Raw genomic sequence first — 20,227 nt, forward strand, 5'->3', positions numbered from 1 at the left:
AAATAAGAAGCAGAGTTTTTATCCACAATTTGTGCATTGCCTGCCGAAAAAATAACTTTTAAAGATTCTTGTTCAATTTTCTGAATGTTATTTTTTGAAATTACGAATATTCGTTCATTTTCACGACGAAGTTTGATGGCATTTTCTAAAGAATATTCGGCAATTTTTTCTGATTTAAAATTATAGATCAGCAATTTATTTCGATACAAGAAATAAATTCTTTTATCAAAAACCAAAAGATCGACAATATTGTCAAAATTCAGATTAAATGGAAAAGTATTGATAACGCGAGCATCTCTGAAATTATACTGAATCAGCCGTTTTGTACTATCATCTAACAACCAGGCTTGCTGCAAATCTTCAACGAAAGCTGCTTTTATAAACCCAAATTTTTGTCGAAAATTGACGCTTTGAATCTCATTGAGGTTTTGATCAAAAAACTTTAATTCCTGTCCGTTTTCAGAAAATGAAGGAATATTTAAAGGATTTTGCACCGATTGAATCTGAAAAGGTAAAGTCAACATCAACTTGGCTTTCTGATTTCCCAGAGAATCGTATTTGGTAAAACTAAAATCTTTGTTTTGATACAGGTAAATATTGCCATAATCATCTGCTAAAAGATCTTTGGCTGTGCTTAATCTCAAAGTATCAAACGGCAGCATTTTCTGCGCAGTTAGTGAGCAAAATAAGAATAAGCATAAAATCTCACCTATTTTCAGCATTTAATTATTTAATGGAAATTTCGTATATCTTAGACCATAACTTCCCAGTAATCAACATATTATCACCTTTGAAAGTGATTCCGTTTAATACATCATTGGTATCGTCTTTGGTATTAAGTTTTGCGATTTCAGTAAAATCTAATTTGCCAACAACTTCTCCATTTGCAGGATTTATTTTAAGAATAATTGGTTTTTGCCAAACATTGGCGTAGATGAATCCTTTGTGATATTCCAATTCATTAACTTGGTCATACGCTTCTGTATTTCCAGCGACAGAAATATAGCGAACCATTTTTGAAGGATCAGAAACGCTCAGAAAATAGATGTTTTTTGTTCCGTCAGAAGCGATTAAATTTTTGCCATCATAAGTTAAGCCCCAACCTTCGCCCATTACGTTTGGATAAGGGAATTCGCTCAATAACTTCAAAGAATATTTATCATACACAAATCCTTTTTTGTTTCTCCACGTTAACTGATAGATTTTATCACCAACAATCGCACAACCTTCAGAAAAAACATCTTCTGCTTGAGCTGTTTGCATAATTGGAGTGGTACTTCCCAGCGTATATTTTAATATTCTGGATTCACCGAATTGTCCATCAGATTCATAAATTGTATTTCCTTCTAGCTCAAACCCTTGTACAAAACTCTTGGGATCATGTGGATATTCTTTTACGATTTCGTAAGTTAATGCTGCTTCTTTCGTTTTTGCAAAAACATTAATAGTAGCATCTTGATTCAAAATCTCACCCCCTTTTTTCTTAATATTAAAAGTAACCTGATTATCACCTAAAGTAAAAAAAGCTGGATCAACAACCAATTTTGAAGTTTCTTTATCACCAAAACTAATCGAAATACTTTCAGCATTATCGGTAACTTCTTTTGGAAGCTTTAAGGAATCACCGAAATGGTAACCCTGACTTTCCATCGAAAGATTATAGTCATTTAAAGTATTGAGAATTTCTCTGTCTTTATTACAAGAAACAAGAAAAACTAAGGCAAAAACGATGGAAACAATTTTAATCTTCATTCAATAAATTTTTTCAAAAATACTGAATTTTACTAACAAATAATGCGCAAAGTTTTAAAATCAAAAATTCATGCAGCAAAATAATAATTATATTTGTTCCACCTATTTGTTTAAAAATGAAAAAAACACTCGCACTTCTAATCTTTACCTCTGCGCTTTTTTCTGCGCAGGAATTTACAAAACAAGATACACTGAAAGGTTCTAACACCAAATTCAGGAATTTCTGGGATGTGAAGAAATATGAAATTTCTGTAGAACCAAAGTTTGTAGATCAATCCGTTTCCGGCACGAACAAAATTACCTTTGAAATTTTAAAAGACGTTAAAAATCCAGTATTTCAAATTGATTTGCAGCAACCGATGAATTATAAAATAATCGATTCTGACACCCAATCCTATTCTTCAAAAAGAGAAGGTGATTTTATTTTTATCACGACCAAAAAAAATTATAAAAAAGGCGAAACGTATTCTTTTACGATTCAGTTTTTCGGAAATCCGATTATTGCCAAAAAAGCTCCTTGGGACGGCGGCTGGGTTTTCAAGAAAGATGATCAAGGAAACCCTTGGATGTCTGTGGCTCAGGAAGGAATCGGTGCTTCGGTTTGGTTGCCTTCGAAAGATTTATGGAGTGATGAACCAGATGATGGGATGATTATGAAAATCATTACTGCGAAAGATTTGGTAGGGGTAGGTAATGGAAGATTAATTGCTCAAAAAGCGGAAAAAGATAAAATCGTTTATACGTGGGAGGTTAAGAACCCAATCAATCTTTATTCTATCGTTCCTAATGTTGGGAAATATGTAAATTTTAAAGAAACTTATGCTGGAGAAAAAGGAAAACTTGATCTCGATTATTGGGTTTTGGATTATAATTTAGAGAAAGCAAAAAAACAGTTTCAACAAGTTAAACCAATGATGAAAGCGTTTGAACATTGGTTCGGACCTTATCCTTTCTATGAAGATTCTTATAAATTAATAGAAACGCCGTACCTCGGGATGGAACATCAAAGTGGTGTTGGCTACGGAAATAATTATGAAAACGGTTATTTAGGTCGCGATTTATCCAGAACCGGAGTGGGTTTAAATTGGGATTTTATTATCGTCCATGAAAGCGGGCACGAATGGTTTGCCAATAATATTACCGCAAAAGACAAAGCAGACATGTGGATTCATGAAAGTTTTACCAACTATTCTGAAACCTTGTTTGTGGAGGATTTTATGGGCAAAACAGCGGCTGAAAAATATGTAGTGGGAATTCGAGGAAACATTAGAAACGATGAGCCGATTATCGGTCATTACGGCGTAGCAAAATCAGGAAGCAGCGATATGTATTATAAAGGTGCAAATATGATTCATACAATTCGGCAAGTCATTAATAACGATGAAAAATTCCGAGAAATACTGCGTGGTTTAAATAAAGATTTCTACCATCAAACAGTGACTACAAAACAAGTTGAAGATTATATTTCTAAAAAATCCGGTATTAATTTTTCTACCGTTTTTGATCAATATCTAAGAACGACTAAAATCCCGATTTTAGAATATTCGCAAGCAGGAAATATGCTGAAATACCGATATACTAATATTGTAAAGGATTTAAAATTACCGATTAGAATTAATGGCAACCAAGAAATTAATCCAACTGAAAATTGGCAAACAGTGAAATTAGCATCTTCAGATCCAGTGAAATTTGATGAGAATTACTATATCTTTTATTCTCAACAGAAATAAAATTGAGAAAAAACTTTAACATTTTAACTCTACAAAAAATGCCGCTTCTTTTGGAAACGGCATTTTTTTATCCTTTGATAAAATAAAGAAAACCTAAGAATTCTTCATGGTAATTCTGAAAGTAGTTCCCACTCCCACTTCAGTTTGTGCAACTTTGATGTCACCTCGATGGTATTCTTTGATCACTCTTTTTGCTAAAGATAAACCAAGTCCCCATCCTCGTTTTTTAGTAGAATAACCTGCTTTGAAAGCATTTCTCGCTTGCGTTCTCGTCATTCCAGAACCGGAATCTTTGATATCAATAACAATATTTCTATTTCTTTCGAAGAGTTCGATTTCGAGTCTGCCCTCACCTCTCATTGCATCGACTGCATTTTTTACAATATTTTCGATCACCCAACTTAAGAGAATTCTGCTGTGGGGAATCAATATTTGTTCTTTCGGTAAAATTAGCATGAAACTCACTTTCCTTGAAATTCGTGATTTCAAATAATCATAATTTTGCTGGATCGTTTCATTAATATTCAAATCATTCAATTCTGGAACTGAACCTATTTTAGAAAATCTTTCAGAAATTGTTTTGAGTCGATTGATATCATTTTCTATTTCTTTGACGCCTTCGCTATTTTCATTTTCTAAACGCAGAATTTCAATCCAACCAATCATCGACGACAAAGGAGTTCCGATTTGATGCGCAGTCTCTTTGGCTAAACCAGCCCATACATAACCCTCATCAGTTCTTTTAATGGTGCGAAGAAACCAAAATGAGAAAATAAAATATCCCAAAATAAACAACCCTAAAATGTACGGGAAAAACCGCAAATTATTTAATAACTCCGAGTTATCATAAAATACATATTGGGTCTCCGTTTTTGAAATTTCAACCTTAAAAGGTTTATATAAACTTCCCATATTTGAAACTTTTCGCTTCAATCGAATTGAATCTTTAATGATTTCTTCAGGAATATTCCGATAAAAACCTTCTTCGATAATTGGGGTTTTATTTTCATCAGTAATAATGGTGGGCAATTTATCATTCTCTGTGAAAATCGCAAATAATAATGCTTGAGTATCAGAATCTATATTTTGATTAGACTGCTGAATCTTCATTGCATCTGCAAAAACTTTAATTCGATCAGTTTCTCTTTTTCGAAGTTCATTAATAAGCATCACCGAAGCAACCACCACTCCTGCAACCGCAGTAGTGAGTACAATATAAATAATCCAATTATTAAGTTTTGAAAAAATTCCTCTTTTCTTCATCGCACGAAAATACAACTATTTTAAAACGTTCAGCACTTGAAATAAAGCTTCACTCACGTTACCACCTTGATAATTATTAATAATAATGGCGAAAACATATTTTTTTCCATCTTTAGAAGTATGATAACCTGCGAATGATTTGGTGTCTTTCATGGTTCCACTTTTCAATTTCATGCCATTTGCTTGCGTCGGGAAACCATCGAAAAACTCTTTAAACCAAGGTTGTTTTTTGCTGTAAAGCAATGATTGTACTTCTGCTTTTGCGGAAACGTAGTTTTGCGGAGAAAGCCCACTTCCATCTGCAAAGTTGATCATTGCAGGATTAATTCCTTTCGATTTCCAAAAACTTTTTAAGTAAGAAATTCCTGCATCAAAACTTCCTTCATTTTTCTTTTCTTTTCCTAAAGTTTTAATTAAAGTTTCTCCATAAAAATTGATGCTTTTCCGCATAAACCAAAAAATAATTTTATCTAAAGTTGGCGATTTATATTCGAACAAAAGATTACTTTTCGAAGCGAAAGATATTTTCTCACCATCAATTTTTTGCTGCGATGTAGAAGTAACCTTTCCATTGAATTCAATTCCTGATTCTTTCAACCAATTTTTTATTTCTTGTCCTAAAGTTAATGGCGGATTGGGTGTTGCACTAGAAACGGTAATTGCTTTAGAAGGCAATGTTCCATTAATATAAGCCACATCAGAATGCGGCGCGGTAAAAACTAAACTTTGATCAGAATTTCCACCAATTTTAATATCATTTACCCAGCTAACATTCGGCAAATCGACATTTAATTTCTTGATTTCACCACCGATCATCTGCATATCAAACTGATTTTCTCGCCAGTTCACTCCCCAAACTCCTGCACCGTAATAATTCCCCATATCATTCCATGGCCAACCACCAGGAGTCGTTAAAAAATCAAAATAGGAATCATCAATAATCAAATCACCAGATATTTTAGAAATGCCTTTTTCCTTTAAAGATTGAATTAATTTCCGTTTGAAATTTTCGGGTTGAAAACCATCATATCTCCAACTGCCCAAGGTAGGATCACCGGTAGAAGTTATCAATAAATCCCCTGCTAAATTCCCTTTTGAAAGCGTTCCGGAATAATAAGCGGTAGTTACATATTGAAAATCTTTACCTAAGGTTTCTAAAGCAGCAGCGGCGGTAAATATTTTTTGAGTTGAGGCGGTAGAAAGTCCTACATTTCCATTGTTTTCATAAATAAAATTTCCATCTTCATCAGCAACATACATTGAAATAATTGAGGAATAAGCGGGTGCAGAACTCAATAATTTTTTGGTCGCAGCATCTAAATTCTGTGCAATATTCTGTGGAAAATATAGTTGGGAAATCAATAGAACAAAAGGGATCAGCTTCTTCATTTTCACTTTTTTGGTGTTCAAATATAAAGAATTAATATTTTTAAAAAGTTAAATAAATTAACAATATAATCTTCTATTCATAAACAATACATAATGACTATCGATTTTACTTGCATTTTTCACATTAAAAACGTAAACTTTGTACTGTAAATTTAAATTTTAGAATAATGGCATCAATCATCACAGGCTTATTTGAAAGCCAAAGTCAGTCTCACCAAATTGGTCAAGACTTAGAGAACGCAGGTATTCAAAACCAAGATTACATCATCTACTTGCGTGACGAGAAAGCTCATAAAGAAATAAAAACCTCTATTTGGAAATATTTTTTTAAAGACAAAACCGAACCAGTAGATGATAGTTTGGCAGTAAGTGTAAAAGTAAAAGATCCTGAACAAATCGAAAAGATAAAAGAAGTCTTTTCAAAAAATAATTGCATTCATCAAAATTATTTTGAGAATATCAAATTTCGAGATGCAAAATCTTTAGATTTTCTGAAAAAAATAATCGAATTACATGCGAAAAGAGAGATTTATAATTCGCCAGATATTAATTACCGAGGGCAATCCGCAGGAATAAACGCTGAAGTCAATTTTGGAAATCCAGACACACAATCATAATTCGATTCAGAAGCTATTTTGCGCATTTATTTTTATCGCAAATTTAATAGTATATCATACAAAGATCTCTTCCAAATCTGAAGGGATCTTCGTTTTGTACTTAGAAAAAACTTTATTAATAATTATTTCACAAATTAAACTTCATCCAAAAAGTCAATTTATTTTTTCACTTTAAACCGTGACCCAAAATCAAGACCTAACCAAGTCCAACTTTGCATCGATGCTGGTTCTTGTACTTTTTTAAGAAATTTCATTCCATCTGTTGCAAACATTTGGGAATGTCCAAATTGCATCGAGAAAACATTGGCGACTTTGTAAGTAAAAACGACATCGCCTTCTGTTCCTAAATATTGCGGGTATTCTTTATTTTCGGTGAGATCAAAACCTAATTTTGCATTGCTGGCAAAACCATGGAGACTAAAAGCTAAGGCAGCTTTGGGACTCAGCTTGAAGTTAGATTTAAGGTAAAAATCTTTCAAACCCACACTGTTGAAATGATTTCCTACAAAAAAATAATCCATGAAACCATTAAATTTATGGTTCGTTCCATATAATGGGCTAAAAGAATTGTTTATAGAAACCTCTGCATTATAATTGGTACCAGAAAGCCATTCGGTTCCCAAAATAAAATTGATATTTTGATTCAAAATAAAATCTATATTCGCGGAAAACTGATAGGCATTTTTACTTTGGGCTAATGTATTTTTACCAGTTTGCCAATAAGCAGAACCAAAGAATCCTAGATTTTCATTATATTTTTTAGCATTTATACCTACAGTTAACATATCGTAATGCGAACCATTGAGATTCTGCACCACATTATTAAGACCAATCAAAGATAGGCTGGCTTTGGGCGATAAATATTGATAATGTACAATTTGCATCGACTTCGTTCTTTCTCCAGCATCTAAAATATTGTAAAACTCTCTATCCGCTAAATCATTCGCATCGTTATCATCATTGTTATAGGTTACTACCGTTTCTAGTTTTGATTGAGGGCTAAATCGGAAAATTCCTTTGGCACCGTCAAAACTCCTACCCTGCATTTGCCAGTCTAAAGCACCAAGTAAACGTTCGTCATCGTAGGAAAGAATTTGCCGACCGACCTTAATGCCGATTTTGTTATTAAAATGATATTTCGCCCAAGCCTCATTCACATTCAAACTGCCGCTGCGTTGGTTGATAGAAGAAACCTCGCCCCAAATTCTAGCGTCTTGTAAAGACATAAACAACTCCAGATTCTGCCAATAATAATCTACTCCAAGTCGAGCTCTTGAAAATACGTTGGTTTCAGGTTTCTGTTTTGCGGGAATTAATGTTTTATATCCGTTATCCAATTCTGCACGGGTTCTAAAATCCAGATTTATTTTCAAACTATCGACCTGAGCTTTGGTTTCAACGCTAAAAAGAAACAAGGCAAAAAGGAGAAGGACTTGTTTTTTCATGATAACGATATTTTAAGGTTGGATATTGCTCAATCAAGACTAAAAAGTCTTGTTTTAACTTATGCGAAATTAATTATAAAGCGGGGAAATATTGATCATTTAAGTTCGGGAAAATTAAATACCTGCGAAAAATCACCTTCATCGTCTGAAGTGCCATAAAGCATATTTTAAAACATCATGAAAGTCTCAGATAAATCGCGACTTCTGATTCCTGTATTGCAAAAAAGCGGGCAAAACCCGCTTTTAATTTAAAAAAGAATATACTTTTTCATCCAATTAATTGATGAACAATCATTACGGATTCGTAGAAAAAATAGAACCGTTGGCAATTAAAGCTCTTCGTTTCATTTTCAAGATATCGCGAACCCATTCTGCAAAATCTTCTGGTTGCAAAACTGTCTCGGGATTTCCGTCTGTTAATCCGCCCTGAATCGACATATCAGATGCAATCGTACTCGGCGTTAAAGTAATCACCCGAATGTTTTGTTTTCTCCATTCTGCCATCATCGATTGCGACAAAGAAATCACCGCAGCTTTTGAAGCAGCATAAGCCGACATATTCGGTCCACCTTTCAATCCGGCTGTTGATGCTACGTTGACGATATCTCCCGCTCCTTTTTCTTTCAAGAATGGATATACTGCTTTTGCTGCATAATAAACGCCAAAAAGGTTGGTTTTAATCACTTGTTCCCAGGTTTCAGAAGGCATTTCCTCGACACTTCCGAAGTTACCAATTCCTGCATTATTGATAAGAATATCTACTCCACCTAAATCTTTCGCTAAACTCGCAATGCCCGATTGAACCTCGGTTTCCTCATCCATACTGAATATTGAATAAAAAGCCTGAACACCTAAATTTTTCAATTCTTCAACTGTCGTTTTTAGATTTTCTTCATTTCGTCCGGTGATGCCAATATTCACTCCTTCTTTCGCTAATATCAAAGCCACGGCTTTCCCGAGACCTCTTCCACCACCAGTAATGATGGCGTTTTTTTCTTTTAAATTCATTTTAGTTATTTTTTACCGCACAAATTTACGGAATAGAATATCGTTTGTTTTCTATTCTTGATTCATTTTCTTTATCCTTACGATCAACATCACCTTGATTTCTTAACACAAAGATTTTTTTACCTATTCCACAATTTTCCGAAAAATAGGGATTGCTCCAGAGGAGCAATTGCAGTGTAGAAAAAAAGTTGCGCAACAATAGGGCATTCTGAAGGAACGTTATCTTTTGTTTTATGTTTATCTATTTTTAAATGGGGTTTTATCAGTCGCTCCTCTGGAGCTTAATTGCATCATTTGAAATTTTCCTACCAATAGTTCGTTACTCTGCGACTTTTCACCTCATTTTAAATGATGGTTTTTCATTCATTTCGGAATGTTTAAATTCCATCAAAATTAATTCCGCCGCCCTTACTTCAACAAACTCAGCATAAAAAAGAGAGTGATTTTGATGGAATTTTCAAAGAATTTTTCCATCCTTTTTTATGCTGAGTTTGTCGAAGTAAGAGTTGGGGAAAAGAAAAATTCTTTGAAAATTTGGTTTTTGAATAATTTTTAAATCGCTCTATAAAGTTTTTACCCAAAAACTGTAGTGTTGCATTTATGACTTGAATCCGACTTTCACTTAATTCTTAATGACATTTAGTTTTAATGAACTGATATAATAATCTTACAGCAACGCCAGTACCCCCACTTTGTCGGTATCCTTTTGCGTCATTTACGAACGATGCTCCTGCGATATCCAAATGAATCCATGGATAATCAGTGAAATGTTCCAGGAATTTTCCGGCGGTTGTCGCCCCACCAATGGGTCCTCCGATATTTTTTAAATCTGCAATTTCAGATTTTAGCAAATCTTCAAATTCTGCCCAGAATGGTAATTGGATCAGTCTTTCATAAGTTTCTTCTCCGGATACTTTCAATCGTTCCATGAAATCTTGGTTATTCCCAGCCATTGCAATTCCGAATGAACCTGTGATTGCAACCGAAGCGCCTGTTAATGTTGCCATATCGACCACCAATTCAGGATTGAAACGTTTTGCGTAGGTTAGCGCATCGGCCAAAACCAAACGTCCTTCGGCATCGGTATTTTGTACTTCTACCGTGGTTCCATCCATCATTGTAATGATATCATCGACCACCAAAGCATTAGAAGAAATTTTATTGTCGGTTGCGGGAACTAAACCGATAATATGATAGGGCAAATTATTGGCTGCGGCTGCAGAAATAATTCCTAATACTGCGGCACCACCTGCCATATCAGATTTCATGGAAGTCATATTTCCGCCCACTTTTATCGAATAACCACCAGTATCGAAAGTCACTCCTTTTCCTACTAAAACCAAAGGTTTCTGATTTATTGCATTCTCTGGTTGATAATGAAAAACGTTAAAGGTTGGCGGCACAGAAGATCCCCGATTCACCGCAAGAAGTCCTCCCATTCCTAATTTTTCTATTTCTGCTTTTTCAAGTATTTCTGTTTTAAAACCAAATTTTTCGCCTGCTTCTACAGCGTATTCGGCGAATCTCAACGCATCCATAAATTGAGGCGGTTCATTCACCATGGTTTTGGTTAATGATACTGCTTCAGCGATTTTTTGTAATTCGGTAAGCAACTTTTCATCAATAAAGCCCGAAGAGCAGGAAGTCTTAATTGGAGATCCTGATTTATCTTTTTGGTATTTGGTGAAACGGTAACTGCTTAAAAGTAAACCTTCTAAAAAAGCAAATCGCTGAAGTTCCGTCAAATCCTGCACCTCATCAATATTCACCTCTTTGCTATTCTCATTTTTCAAAGCCTGAAAAACTGAAGCGCCTGCAAGTCTTAGACTTTCAAGATCAGTTTTTGGAAGCGTAACGATGAATTTTTGAACATCGCCATTCATGATGATTACTTTGTTGATCTTTTTTTCAAAGGCTTCTTTAATCGATTCACCAATCGTTTTTGGATATTGATTTAATACCTCATCAGTTTGGTTGGTAAGCAATTCTAACTGATTGCCTTTCTCATTACCGTTTTGAGAGTACGATATTAACTCCGCATTTAAATAATTATCTGTCATTTCTAATTCTTTATTTTATATTTTAAAAGATGCTACAATGCATCATGATATTCCCTACTCCATGAAAATGAGTTGCATTAATTTGGATCATATTTACCCACCTAACAACTGCCCGAGTTGTCGAACAATATCTCTCGGATGTGCGCCTTGCTGTAAAGAATCTGCTGCAATTTTAAAAGCTAAGATCTCAAGTCCCAATTCTTTTCCTTTTTGTTCAATTATTTTGATAAGTTCATTCCTATCGATCTGGTAGCCTAACATCATGAAAGAAGAAAGCATTTTCCCAGCGATTTCGGTATCGGTTTCACCAAAGGCTTTTTCGGCGATGAGGGGTAAAAGAAATTCCCCTTCTACAAAAACCTCATCTCCATCCGGGAAATCCTGAACAAACTGCGGGAAATTAAATCTTGTTTTTGCGCTTAAAAGAATAAAATCTTCGATGAGATTCAGTTCTTCATCCGAAAGATGACTGAATGCATCGTCGTCATCGTCATCCTCCTCTTCTTCGTCGTAAAGATCATCTTCGTCAAAATCGTCTTCTTCGGAAAATAGATTATCCTCGTCCTCATATTCGTCTACATAATCATCTTTTATAAGATCGACATTGGGCGTTGGCTGAATTTTCTTCATTTCCTGCTGGACCAATTTATAAAATTCATCGAAACGGAATTCATATATCTCATCGAGTTCTTTGAGTTCTTCTTCAACTTCTTCTAAAAATTCAGCGTCTTCTTCAAAAATTTCCTCTTCAGTGGCGACGTCACGTAGCCAGATTTTATCCCGTTGCAGCATGCTGAAAACACGATAAACTACTGCTTCCGCTTGTTGGCGGTCATCATCTTCGATGAGGATATCAAAAGCAGAAAGGTTTTCGAGGTAGAAGTTTTTGTCGATCATTATGGTAAGATTTGTTGATTAAAATTGAAAAGGCAAATTTAGGTAAACCCCGTAAAATAGTAAACTCCTAAATTGTTTTATCATTTTCAATCCTTGCGTTAAACATTATCAAACACAAGAATCAGCAAAAGGGACTAAAAACTGCATTAAATATTAAAAGAGACAAAAGCAATTCGTTTATTAAATAAATACAATTGTTTGAATATCAATTTATTAAAATTGTTCTCGAACTTTTATAGTTCTGAATTGGATCTAGGATTTATTGAAAAATAGTACAACTTTAATCCATTTCACCCACATGAATAACCTAATCAAATCTATAATGCCAATTTAATATTATTATAAAATCGAAATGTTTTTTTTTAATCTTTCGAAAAGCCGACATTATTTTATTTACAGATTCATTGGAACTTCCATCAATAGAACCCGTGCGTCATCATTTGCTGTTACGGTAAACCTGTCGGTGTTCCAAATTCCCATCCCATCTCTTCTCGACAGTTTTTCTCCGTTAATTTCGACTTCCCCTTCCAGAATAAATACATAAACGCCATTACCCGATTTTTGGATCTGGTATTCATCTGAGTTTCCTTTGGTAAATTTTCCGATATGAAACCAGGCATCTTGATAAATCCAAACTCCACCATCATCTTTATTTGGAGAAAGCACCTGATAAAATTTATTTTCTTTGGCTATATCTGCCAGAGAAATCTGATCGTAACGAGGAGTGCCCCCTTGTTTATTAGGGATCACCCAGATTTGTAAAAATTTAACCGGTCGGTCGGGATTGTTGTTGTATTCGGAATGCATCACTCCAGTTCCTGCACTCATTACCTGAATATCACCTTCTCTGATAATGGTTTCATTTCCCATATTGTCTTTATGCTTCAAATCGCCTTCCAATGGAATCGAAATAATCTCCATATTCTGATGCGGATGAGTTCCAAAACCTCGATTTTCGGAAACTTGGTCATCATTTAATACTCTCAGCACCCCAAAATTCATTCGTTCGGGGTTATAATAATTTGCGAAACTGAAGGTGTGGTAGGAATTTAACCAACCATGATCGGCATGTCCTCTTGTTTCTGCTCTATGAATTACCGTGTTCATCACATTTCTGTTTTTATTTGGTCAATGATTAAATCCTATTCGATGTATGAATGGATTCGAAGCGACATTTTTGAATCTATTATTTTTGCGCTACTCATTTCAGGTGCAAAACCCGCACCAACAGCGCTTGCTGGAAGTATATTCTTAATGTTTTTTTACAATCCATATTCTTTTGTCAAAAGTGTAATATAAATTTAAGCAGATGAAAGAAAATAGATGAAAGATTAAAGACTTACAATCAATCGTCTAAATCCTTAAAATACATTGTTAAATATTTGCTAGTACTTACTTCAATAGATTCAGCGGAAAAATTCTTTGAAAACTTCATCAGAATCACTCCCCTTTTCATGCTGAACTTGTCGAAGTAAAGGTGTGGAAAATTAATTTTAATGAAATTAAAACATTCTATTAATAATGGTGCTGATTCATTTAAAACTTTGTGCATAATTATTCCTATCTATTTGGGCGCAAACTGAATGTCCTATTATAGACAGTAAGGATCTTTCATTACTTTAACCAATCTTTTTCTGTTCAATCTTTTCTATGAAAATAACTCCTAAGTCGAGATGGTTTTACTTTTAATCGAAGTTTTTTTTATTCTTTCACTTTTTGTCTTGACATAAAAAGTAACAATCCTGACAGCTATCGGGACAAGACCTGAATCTTTTTACCTCAGTCCTTTTCATATTTTTAATGGAATCAGCGAAACTCGTTCGTCGTTTGACTAAAAAATTGAAATTTCTCCCAAGAAATTGACTCCCTTTAGCGTATGCCTTTATTTGTTTGTGTTTCGTTGCATCGGTGATTTTGAAACTGATCCTAAAAACATTAGAGAATATCACAACTGATTAAATTCGGGACAAATTTAAGCACAAAAAAAGCGACTTTTAAAAAAGTCGCTTCAATTATTCAGGTAAAATCTTACCAGTTAGAACCGCCACGGCTTCCTCCACCGTATCCGCTTCCACCACCACGATTTCCACCTCCGTAACCACCACCGCCTGAACGGTTGTTGTCAAAGCTTCTTCTTGGTTTGTCTTCTCTTGGCTTAGCTTCAGAAATGTTAAGTTCTTTACCATCCAATTCTTTTCCGTTTAGAGCTTCGATAGCATTCTTGCCATCTTCGTCGCTCATTTCTACGAAACCGAAACCTCTTGATCTACCGGTTTCTCTATCAGTGATAATTTTGGCAGACGATACGTCACCAAATTCTGAAAATAAATCTTGCAACGACTGTTCTTGAGTTGCATAGTTAATGTTTGAAACAAAAATGTTCATCTTAAAAAAAAATTAATTATTAATACTGTTGAAATTATAAATGAAATTCAATAATGCGATGAACAATGATTGACTTCGGATATAAAAACGAGTGCAAGTTACAATTATAATTCAAACCTGCAACTTTTTTATAAAAGATTTCAAGGTATTTCATTTCCAGTTTTCGCTTCCATGAGTTTAAACCAATCTTGATTTTCCAAATTAATACGTAAGCTTTCTTTAAATTTCACAATGTTTTCCCAGCGAGAAGTGCCTATAACAGGAAGGATTTTGGCAGGATGTTTTAAAATGAATGCAAGCAGTATTTGATTTTCTTCGGCGGAATATTTTCGGCAGAGATCAGCAAGCACTTTTTTTATCCTTTCATTCTCCTCAGATTTTCCTGTAAAATAATTCCCCATCACAGACCAAGCCATTGGCTGGAGTTTTTTGAGCATCATTTGATCCAAAGTTCCATCGATAAAGGAATTGGTCTGATTCAAAGAAATTTCTATTTGGTTGGTAATAATAGGAAAAGCATCATTAACCAAGTTGAACTGCGAAGGCGAAAAATTAGACACACCGAAATGACGAACTTTCTTCTGTTCTCGCAAAATCGCAAAACTTTCGCCTATTTCAGTAGGGTTCATTAATGGTGATGGCCGATGAAGAAGCAACAGATCCAAATAATCGGTTTTTAAATTTGCTAAACTCTGATCGACCGATTTTAAAATATGTTCCTTGGAATAATTATAGGACTTCACTCTAAAATTTCGGTTTTCACAAGGCATTTCAATACCGCATTTTGAAATAAACTGTACGTCTTCCCTCTTCAAATTCATTTCTGAAAAAGCATCACCGAAAAGTTTTTCAGTCGTATAGTCCCCATAAATATCTGCATGATCGAAAGTATAGAGCTTTTCATTAAGAGAAACTTCAATGAGTTTCTGCACTTCTTTTACGGAATGATTGGCACCCCAAATCCCCCATCGCATGGTTCCTATAATAATTGGTGAAAACTGCATGTTTTAATAAATTTTATTCAAAAGTAAATATTTAAAGTTAAATTTTTAACGTTTAAAAATTCTTATTTTTAACATAATATTTTTAAATTTGAAAATAAATTATTCTTATGAAAAAACTTTCTTTATTATTTTTAACCTTATTTTCAGGTTTTATTTTCGCTCAATTCGTAAGTCCCGGAACCGGAATTACTTATAATCTAGCATCGCTTTCTACGGCGGCACCTTCGGTTTTGGTTAAAACTGGCAACGAATATCAAATGACTGCAAATGTTACGATTACTAATGGAGATACTCTTATAATGAATGAAGATGCCACGCTTAAAATTGATGCGGGAATTCAGCTTACCATTGCAGGAGTTTATGACACGAATGCGGCAAACATTCTAATTACGGCAACAAATCCGGCAGCAATTTTCAAAGGAATTAGATTTGAAGAAGGTTCTGAAGCTACTTTCAGAAATACAACTTTAGAATATGGCGGTGGAATTCAAGTATTAACCGAAACTTTTTTAATGGATAATTGTACGGTACGATATTTTAAAGCAGGCTTAGTAACCGGTGCTGCCGTTAATTTTTCGAGAGGAAATCCTGTGGTGAAAAATTCGAAATTTATTGAAAATGATTTACCTGCAGTTGCTTCTGGTGCAAACCTATCAGTAGCTTTGGAATTCAGCAATAATTATCTTTTGGGAAACACAAAACTGAACTCCAACCGTCCGCAAATCAATATGGGACCAAGTGGGACAGGAACAACAAAAGTATTGAACAATACCATCATTGGTGACAGATCATTAACCAAAGTTGGAGGAATTTCGGTTTCCTCGCTTTTGGGGATTGAAAATCATGTTCAAATTGAAGGAAATACCGTAACCGACAACCGTTACGGAATTACTGTTGCAGGCAATGCTTCTTTTGGATCCATTTCCAACAATATTTTAACGAATAATAACTCTGAGAACATTCCTGCCAATGGTGGAAGTGGGATTTCTATCAACGGAACTGGCGCACTTGGCGTAGGAATTAAAATTGAAAAAAATCAAATTCGTGGACATCTCTGGGGAATTACCATTATCGGAACAATGAGTGCCGATTTAGGTGGTGGAAATTTGGGAAGTGTTGGTCAAAATATTTTTAAAGATAATGGAAATGACGGACAGTTGTATGCGCTTTTTAACAATACGTCAAACGCAGTAAGTGCCACAAATAATTGCTGGAGAGAAGGTGAACTTTCTGATGATGCAATGGTAGAAGCAGTTATTTCTCACCAAGTTGATGATGCTGCTTTGGGATTGGTTAATTTCAAACCATACTTGTGTGCCCTTGCAATGTCAGCTGTAGAAACTAAAATTTCACACGCCAGCATTTATCCAAATCCAAGCAACGGAACTTTCAATTTTGACACAGAAAATCCAGGAAACATTATTGTTTCTGATCTTGCTGGAAGAATTATTTATTCTGGAATTGTAGCGAAAGGAAAAAATACGATTTCGGTAAAAGCAAAATCGGGAGTTTATATTTTAACCCATCAATCGGAAGGAAAAAAACATTCTACCAAATTAATTATAAAATAACAGGATTATTCATTAAACTCATTCTACACCATCGTAGAGTGAGTTTTTTATTTAAAAACAAAACATTATAATTTGCTAAGTTTGCGACCCGGCTTGAGCGGAAATCCTTTTTGTGAAGCAAAGCGGAACAAAAAGATTGGGAGCGGAAGATGGAAATTGTCGCCCTAAAAAAGAATATAACATTTATTTACAAACTTTTGTAACCTTTCGATACTTGTGATCGTATAATATAATGCAGTCCTAAAGTGGACCTTATTTTATATGAGACAATTAAAAATTACCAAACAGGTTACCAACAGAGAAACCGCCTCTCTCGACAAGTATTTGCAAGAGATTGGAAAAGTTGATTTGATTACCGCCGACGAAGAAGTAGAATTGGCACAAAAAATCCGAGCCGGAGACCGAGTGGCGTTGGAAAAATTAATTAAAGCCAACCTCCGTTTTGTGGTATCTGTTTCTAAACAATACCAAAATCAGGGACTTTCTTTGCCCGATTTGATTAATGAAGGGAATTTAGGTTTGATGAAAGCTGCGAAAAGATATGATGAAACCAGAGGTTTTAAATTTATTTCTTACGCAGTTTGGTGGATTCGTCAGTCGATTCTACAGGCGTTGGCAGAACAGTCGAGAATTGTAAGATTGCCGTTGAACAAAATTGGTTCGATCAATAAAATCAACAAAGCTTACGCCCATTTGGAGCAGGAAAACGAAAGACCTCCTTCCCCAGAAGAATTAGCGGAAGTTTTGGATATGAGCGAAGACGACATTAAAGAATCAATGAAAAACTCCGGAAGACACTTGTCGATGGATGCGCCGTTGGTTGAAGGTGAAGATTCCAATTTATACGACGTTTTGCGTTCTGGTGAATCGCCAAGTCCAGATAAAGATTTGATGTTAGAATCTCTTCAGATTGAAATCGAAAGAGCATTGCAAACTTTGACTCCACGTGAGGCTGATTTGGTTCGTTTGTATTTTGGATTGAACGGAAAACATCCAATGACTTTAGAAGAAATCGGAGAAACTTTCGATCTTACAAGAGAAAGAGTTCGTCAGATTAAAGAAAAAGCGATTAAACGCTTGAAACACAATACCAGAAGTAAGATTTTGAAATCTTATTTGGGAAAATAAAAATGTCACGAATGCACGAATATTTTAATTCTTGCATTTATGATTAAAAATCAAAAGGAACTCCAATCGAGTTCCTTTTTTTTTATGAAGGTACAAAATTCTTCCGTGCCAATTCTTTTCGCACTCTGCTCAAGCTTTCGGGCGTAATTCCCAGATAACTCGCAACCATCCATTGTGGAACGCGCAGCAAAATATCGGGATACATTTTAATGAAATTCATATAACGTTCTTCCGCAGTATCAGACAAAAGTGAGTTCACCCGGTTTTGTAAATTCCGAATGTGTTTCTGCAAAAGCATATCGTTATTTTCGATGGAATTGGGGAAAGTATGATTCAGATCTTTAAAAAAATCGCTTTTCAATAATAAGATTTCAGACTCTTCCACCGCTTCAATATAATAATTTGATTTTTCGTTGAAATAAAGAGAACTTCGATCGGAAATTAGCCATTTTTCGGGAGCAAATTGTATGATATGTTCTTTCCCGTTTTTGTCGATGGAATACATTCTGAGCAAACCTTTTTCCACAAAATAAGTTTCGTTGCATACTTCTCCTGCTTGCAAAAGAAATTCATTTTTCGCAACTTTTTTACTCACATAAGAATTGCTGCATTTCGCAACTTCTTCTTTCGGAATTTCTAAAATTTCCGATAAATAGGTTTGAATATTTTCCATTAAAGACTTCAATAATTAAATCAAAGATACAGAAATACTTTGATGCGAAGCGTTGTTTACGGCTTTTCCGTTTTCCAAAACGATGAGTTGAGGGCTTTGATGAATCACTTCAAAATCATCTGCGATTTTGTTCGATAAATTTCGATGTGCAATTAAATCCAAAAAATAATACGAAACATTTTTTTCGAAATTTTTCACTTCTTTTTCGAAATTTTTCAACACGGTTTTGCTGATGAAACATCTTGTAGAATGCTTGAAGATTACCACTTTATTTTCAAAAGATTCTTTCACGGCTTCATTCAAATCTTCTTCTGAATTGATGTTTTTCCAAAATGTTTCCGAAGATTTTTCTTCTTCAGAACTTCCAAATATTTTATTTAAAAAACTCATTTTTTTATTGCTTTAATTGATTGAGAATTATTTTTCTTAAACTCAATTTTTAATAATCAAAAATACCATTTTCTTTCGAAATAATTTTCTCGCTTTTTTCGTGGATTTTACTTTACCAACCTTTCTCTTTTTTCAGAAATTGACGATTTGTCCGATTAATGATTTTGGTTACAATTTTGTTTTTCTGTTTCGTAAATTTACCCCAATTTAGATTGTTTCAATCAATTTTAATAAAAATTATCTTATGAAAAAAGCCTTGATTATAGTCGATGTTCAAAACGATTTTTGCGATGGCGGCGCACTTGCCGTTCCTAATGCAAACGAAATCATCCCTTACATTAACCTTTTGATGGAAGAAAACCAATACGATCAAATTGTGTTAACCCAAGATTGGCATCCGGTAAATCATAAAAGTTTCGCTTCCAACAACGGAAAAAAAGTAGGCGACACTATTATTCTGAATGGGATTCCTCAATTTATGTGGCCAGACCATTGTGTGCAAGGAACTTTCGGGGCAGAATTTCATAAAGATTTAAATCGTGAAAAAGTAACGCACATTATTCAAAAAGGAACCAATACAGAGTTTGACAGCTACAGCGGTTTTCAGGATAATAACCATTTCGTAAAAACAGGACTTGATGATTTCTTGAAATATCATGATATTCAACTTCTTGAAATTGTAGGTTTGGCTTTGGATTATTGCGTGAAATTCACTTGTTTAGATGCGGCGAAATTGGGTTATGTAACCTGTTTGCATTTCAACGGAACCCGCGCTGTAAACGTGAAACCTGATAATGGCAAAGATGCAATTTATGAAATGTTGCAAAACACGGTAACTATTTTAGGATAATTTTTTTCTATTGAAAAATTCACAACTCTGCAATTATTGTGGAGTTTTTTTGTGAATTTTAATAT

The 20,227-nt window shown here is 34.5% G+C and carries 18 protein-coding genes; 5 read left to right on the forward strand and 13 right to left on the reverse strand.

All coding sequences use genetic code 11. The annotated features are described in order from the left end of the window. Both WBY99_RS09675 and WBY99_RS09680 read right to left on the reverse strand, forming a co-directional pair. The coding region (locus tag WBY99_RS09675) for a hypothetical protein (RefSeq protein WP_423976126.1) at positions 1 to 662 on the reverse strand (662 nt) is incomplete at its 3' end. A 64-nt stretch (positions 663 to 726) separates the two neighbouring features. Further along, positions 727 to 1,752 carry a glutaminyl-peptide cyclotransferase gene (locus WBY99_RS09680; protein ID WP_423976127.1) on the reverse strand — a complete coding sequence of 342 codons (1,026 nt, stop codon included), beginning with the start codon at positions 1,750 to 1,752 and terminating at the stop codon, positions 727 to 729. 116 nt (positions 1,753 to 1,868) lie between these two features. Between WBY99_RS09680 and WBY99_RS09685 the strand changes: the two genes are divergently transcribed. Further along, positions 1,869 to 3,482: a M1 family metallopeptidase gene (locus tag WBY99_RS09685; protein WP_423976128.1), complete on the forward strand. Its 1,614-nt coding sequence runs from the start codon at positions 1,869 to 1,871 to the stop codon at positions 3,480 to 3,482. 93 nt (positions 3,483 to 3,575) lie between these two features. Here WBY99_RS09685 and WBY99_RS09690 read toward each other — a convergent pair whose 3' ends face one another. Next, positions 3,576 to 4,745: a sensor histidine kinase gene (locus WBY99_RS09690; protein ID WP_423976129.1), complete on the reverse strand. Its 1,170-nt coding sequence runs from the start codon at positions 4,743 to 4,745 to the stop codon at positions 3,576 to 3,578. A gap of 15 nt (positions 4,746 to 4,760) precedes the next feature. Further along, complete coding sequence (gene dacB, locus WBY99_RS09695; RefSeq protein ID WP_423976130.1) at positions 4,761 to 6,134, reverse strand: D-alanyl-D-alanine carboxypeptidase/D-alanyl-D-alanine endopeptidase; 1,374 nt, start codon at positions 6,132 to 6,134, stop codon at positions 4,761 to 4,763. Positions 6,135 to 6,301: 167 nt separating this feature from the next. Between dacB and WBY99_RS09700 the strand changes: the two genes are divergently transcribed. After that, positions 6,302 to 6,751, forward strand: a complete 450-nt coding sequence (locus WBY99_RS09700; RefSeq protein ID WP_423976131.1) for a hypothetical protein — start codon at positions 6,302 to 6,304, stop codon at positions 6,749 to 6,751. 158 nt (positions 6,752 to 6,909) lie between these two features. Here WBY99_RS09700 and WBY99_RS09705 read toward each other — a convergent pair whose 3' ends face one another. The 7 genes from WBY99_RS09705 to WBY99_RS09735 all read right to left on the reverse strand — a co-directional run bounded on the left by WBY99_RS09705 (position 6,910) and on the right by WBY99_RS09735 (position 15,550). Beyond that, positions 6,910 to 8,196: an alginate export family protein gene (locus WBY99_RS09705; protein WP_423976132.1), complete on the reverse strand. Its 1,287-nt coding sequence runs from the start codon at positions 8,194 to 8,196 to the stop codon at positions 6,910 to 6,912. 294 nt (positions 8,197 to 8,490) lie between these two features. Continuing rightward, positions 8,491 to 9,204, reverse strand: a complete 714-nt coding sequence (locus WBY99_RS09710; protein ID WP_423976133.1) for a 3-ketoacyl-ACP reductase — start codon at positions 9,202 to 9,204, stop codon at positions 8,491 to 8,493. 629 nt (positions 9,205 to 9,833) lie between these two features. Then, positions 9,834 to 11,264, reverse strand: a complete 1,431-nt coding sequence (locus WBY99_RS09715) for a leucyl aminopeptidase family protein (RefSeq protein WP_423976134.1) — start codon at positions 11,262 to 11,264, stop codon at positions 9,834 to 9,836. Positions 11,265 to 11,357: 93 nt separating this feature from the next. Next, positions 11,358 to 12,161 carry a hypothetical protein gene (locus WBY99_RS09720; RefSeq protein ID WP_423976135.1) on the reverse strand — a complete coding sequence of 268 codons (804 nt, stop codon included), beginning with the start codon at positions 12,159 to 12,161 and terminating at the stop codon, positions 11,358 to 11,360. 393 nt (positions 12,162 to 12,554) lie between these two features. Continuing rightward, the gene (locus WBY99_RS09725; protein WP_423976136.1) at positions 12,555 to 13,268 is read right to left on the reverse strand and encodes a pirin family protein; all 714 of its coding nucleotides are present in this window, start codon (positions 13,266 to 13,268) and stop codon (positions 12,555 to 12,557) included. A gap of 921 nt (positions 13,269 to 14,189) precedes the next feature. Next, the gene (locus WBY99_RS09730) at positions 14,190 to 14,546 is read right to left on the reverse strand and encodes an RNA recognition motif domain-containing protein (protein WP_423976137.1); all 357 of its coding nucleotides are present in this window, start codon (positions 14,544 to 14,546) and stop codon (positions 14,190 to 14,192) included. A 140-nt stretch (positions 14,547 to 14,686) separates the two neighbouring features. Further along, positions 14,687 to 15,550: an aldo/keto reductase gene (locus WBY99_RS09735; RefSeq protein WP_423976138.1), complete on the reverse strand. Its 864-nt coding sequence runs from the start codon at positions 15,548 to 15,550 to the stop codon at positions 14,687 to 14,689. A 107-nt stretch (positions 15,551 to 15,657) separates the two neighbouring features. Here WBY99_RS09735 and WBY99_RS09740 point away from each other — a divergent pair, with 107 nt between their 5' ends. Continuing rightward, complete coding sequence (locus WBY99_RS09740) at positions 15,658 to 17,121, forward strand: T9SS type A sorting domain-containing protein (RefSeq protein WP_423976139.1); 1,464 nt, start codon at positions 15,658 to 15,660, stop codon at positions 17,119 to 17,121. Between the two features lie 261 nt (positions 17,122 to 17,382). Beyond that, entirely contained in the window at positions 17,383 to 18,249 is an 867-nt protein-coding gene (locus WBY99_RS09745; RefSeq protein WP_039344711.1) for a sigma-70 family RNA polymerase sigma factor, read from the forward strand. 82 nt (positions 18,250 to 18,331) lie between these two features. Here WBY99_RS09745 and WBY99_RS09750 read toward each other — a convergent pair whose 3' ends face one another. Then, positions 18,332 to 18,922 (reverse strand): Crp/Fnr family transcriptional regulator, encoded by a 591-nt coding sequence (locus tag WBY99_RS09750; protein WP_423976140.1) that lies wholly within the window; start codon positions 18,920 to 18,922, stop codon positions 18,332 to 18,334. A gap of 15 nt (positions 18,923 to 18,937) precedes the next feature. After that, on the reverse strand, positions 18,938 to 19,312 hold the full coding sequence (gene ytxJ, locus WBY99_RS09755) for a bacillithiol system redox-active protein YtxJ (protein WP_423976141.1): 375 nt from the start codon (positions 19,310 to 19,312) through the stop codon (positions 18,938 to 18,940). Positions 19,313 to 19,556: 244 nt separating this feature from the next. Here ytxJ and pncA point away from each other — a divergent pair, with 244 nt between their 5' ends. After that, entirely contained in the window at positions 19,557 to 20,162 is a 606-nt protein-coding gene (pncA, locus tag WBY99_RS09760; protein WP_423976142.1) for a bifunctional nicotinamidase/pyrazinamidase, read from the forward strand. The last annotated feature ends 65 nt before the right edge of the window (positions 20,163 to 20,227 follow it).

This window comes from Kaistella sp., assembly GCF_049588135.1.
In the GTDB taxonomy this organism is placed as follows: Bacteria; Bacteroidota; Bacteroidia; order Flavobacteriales; family Weeksellaceae; genus Kaistella.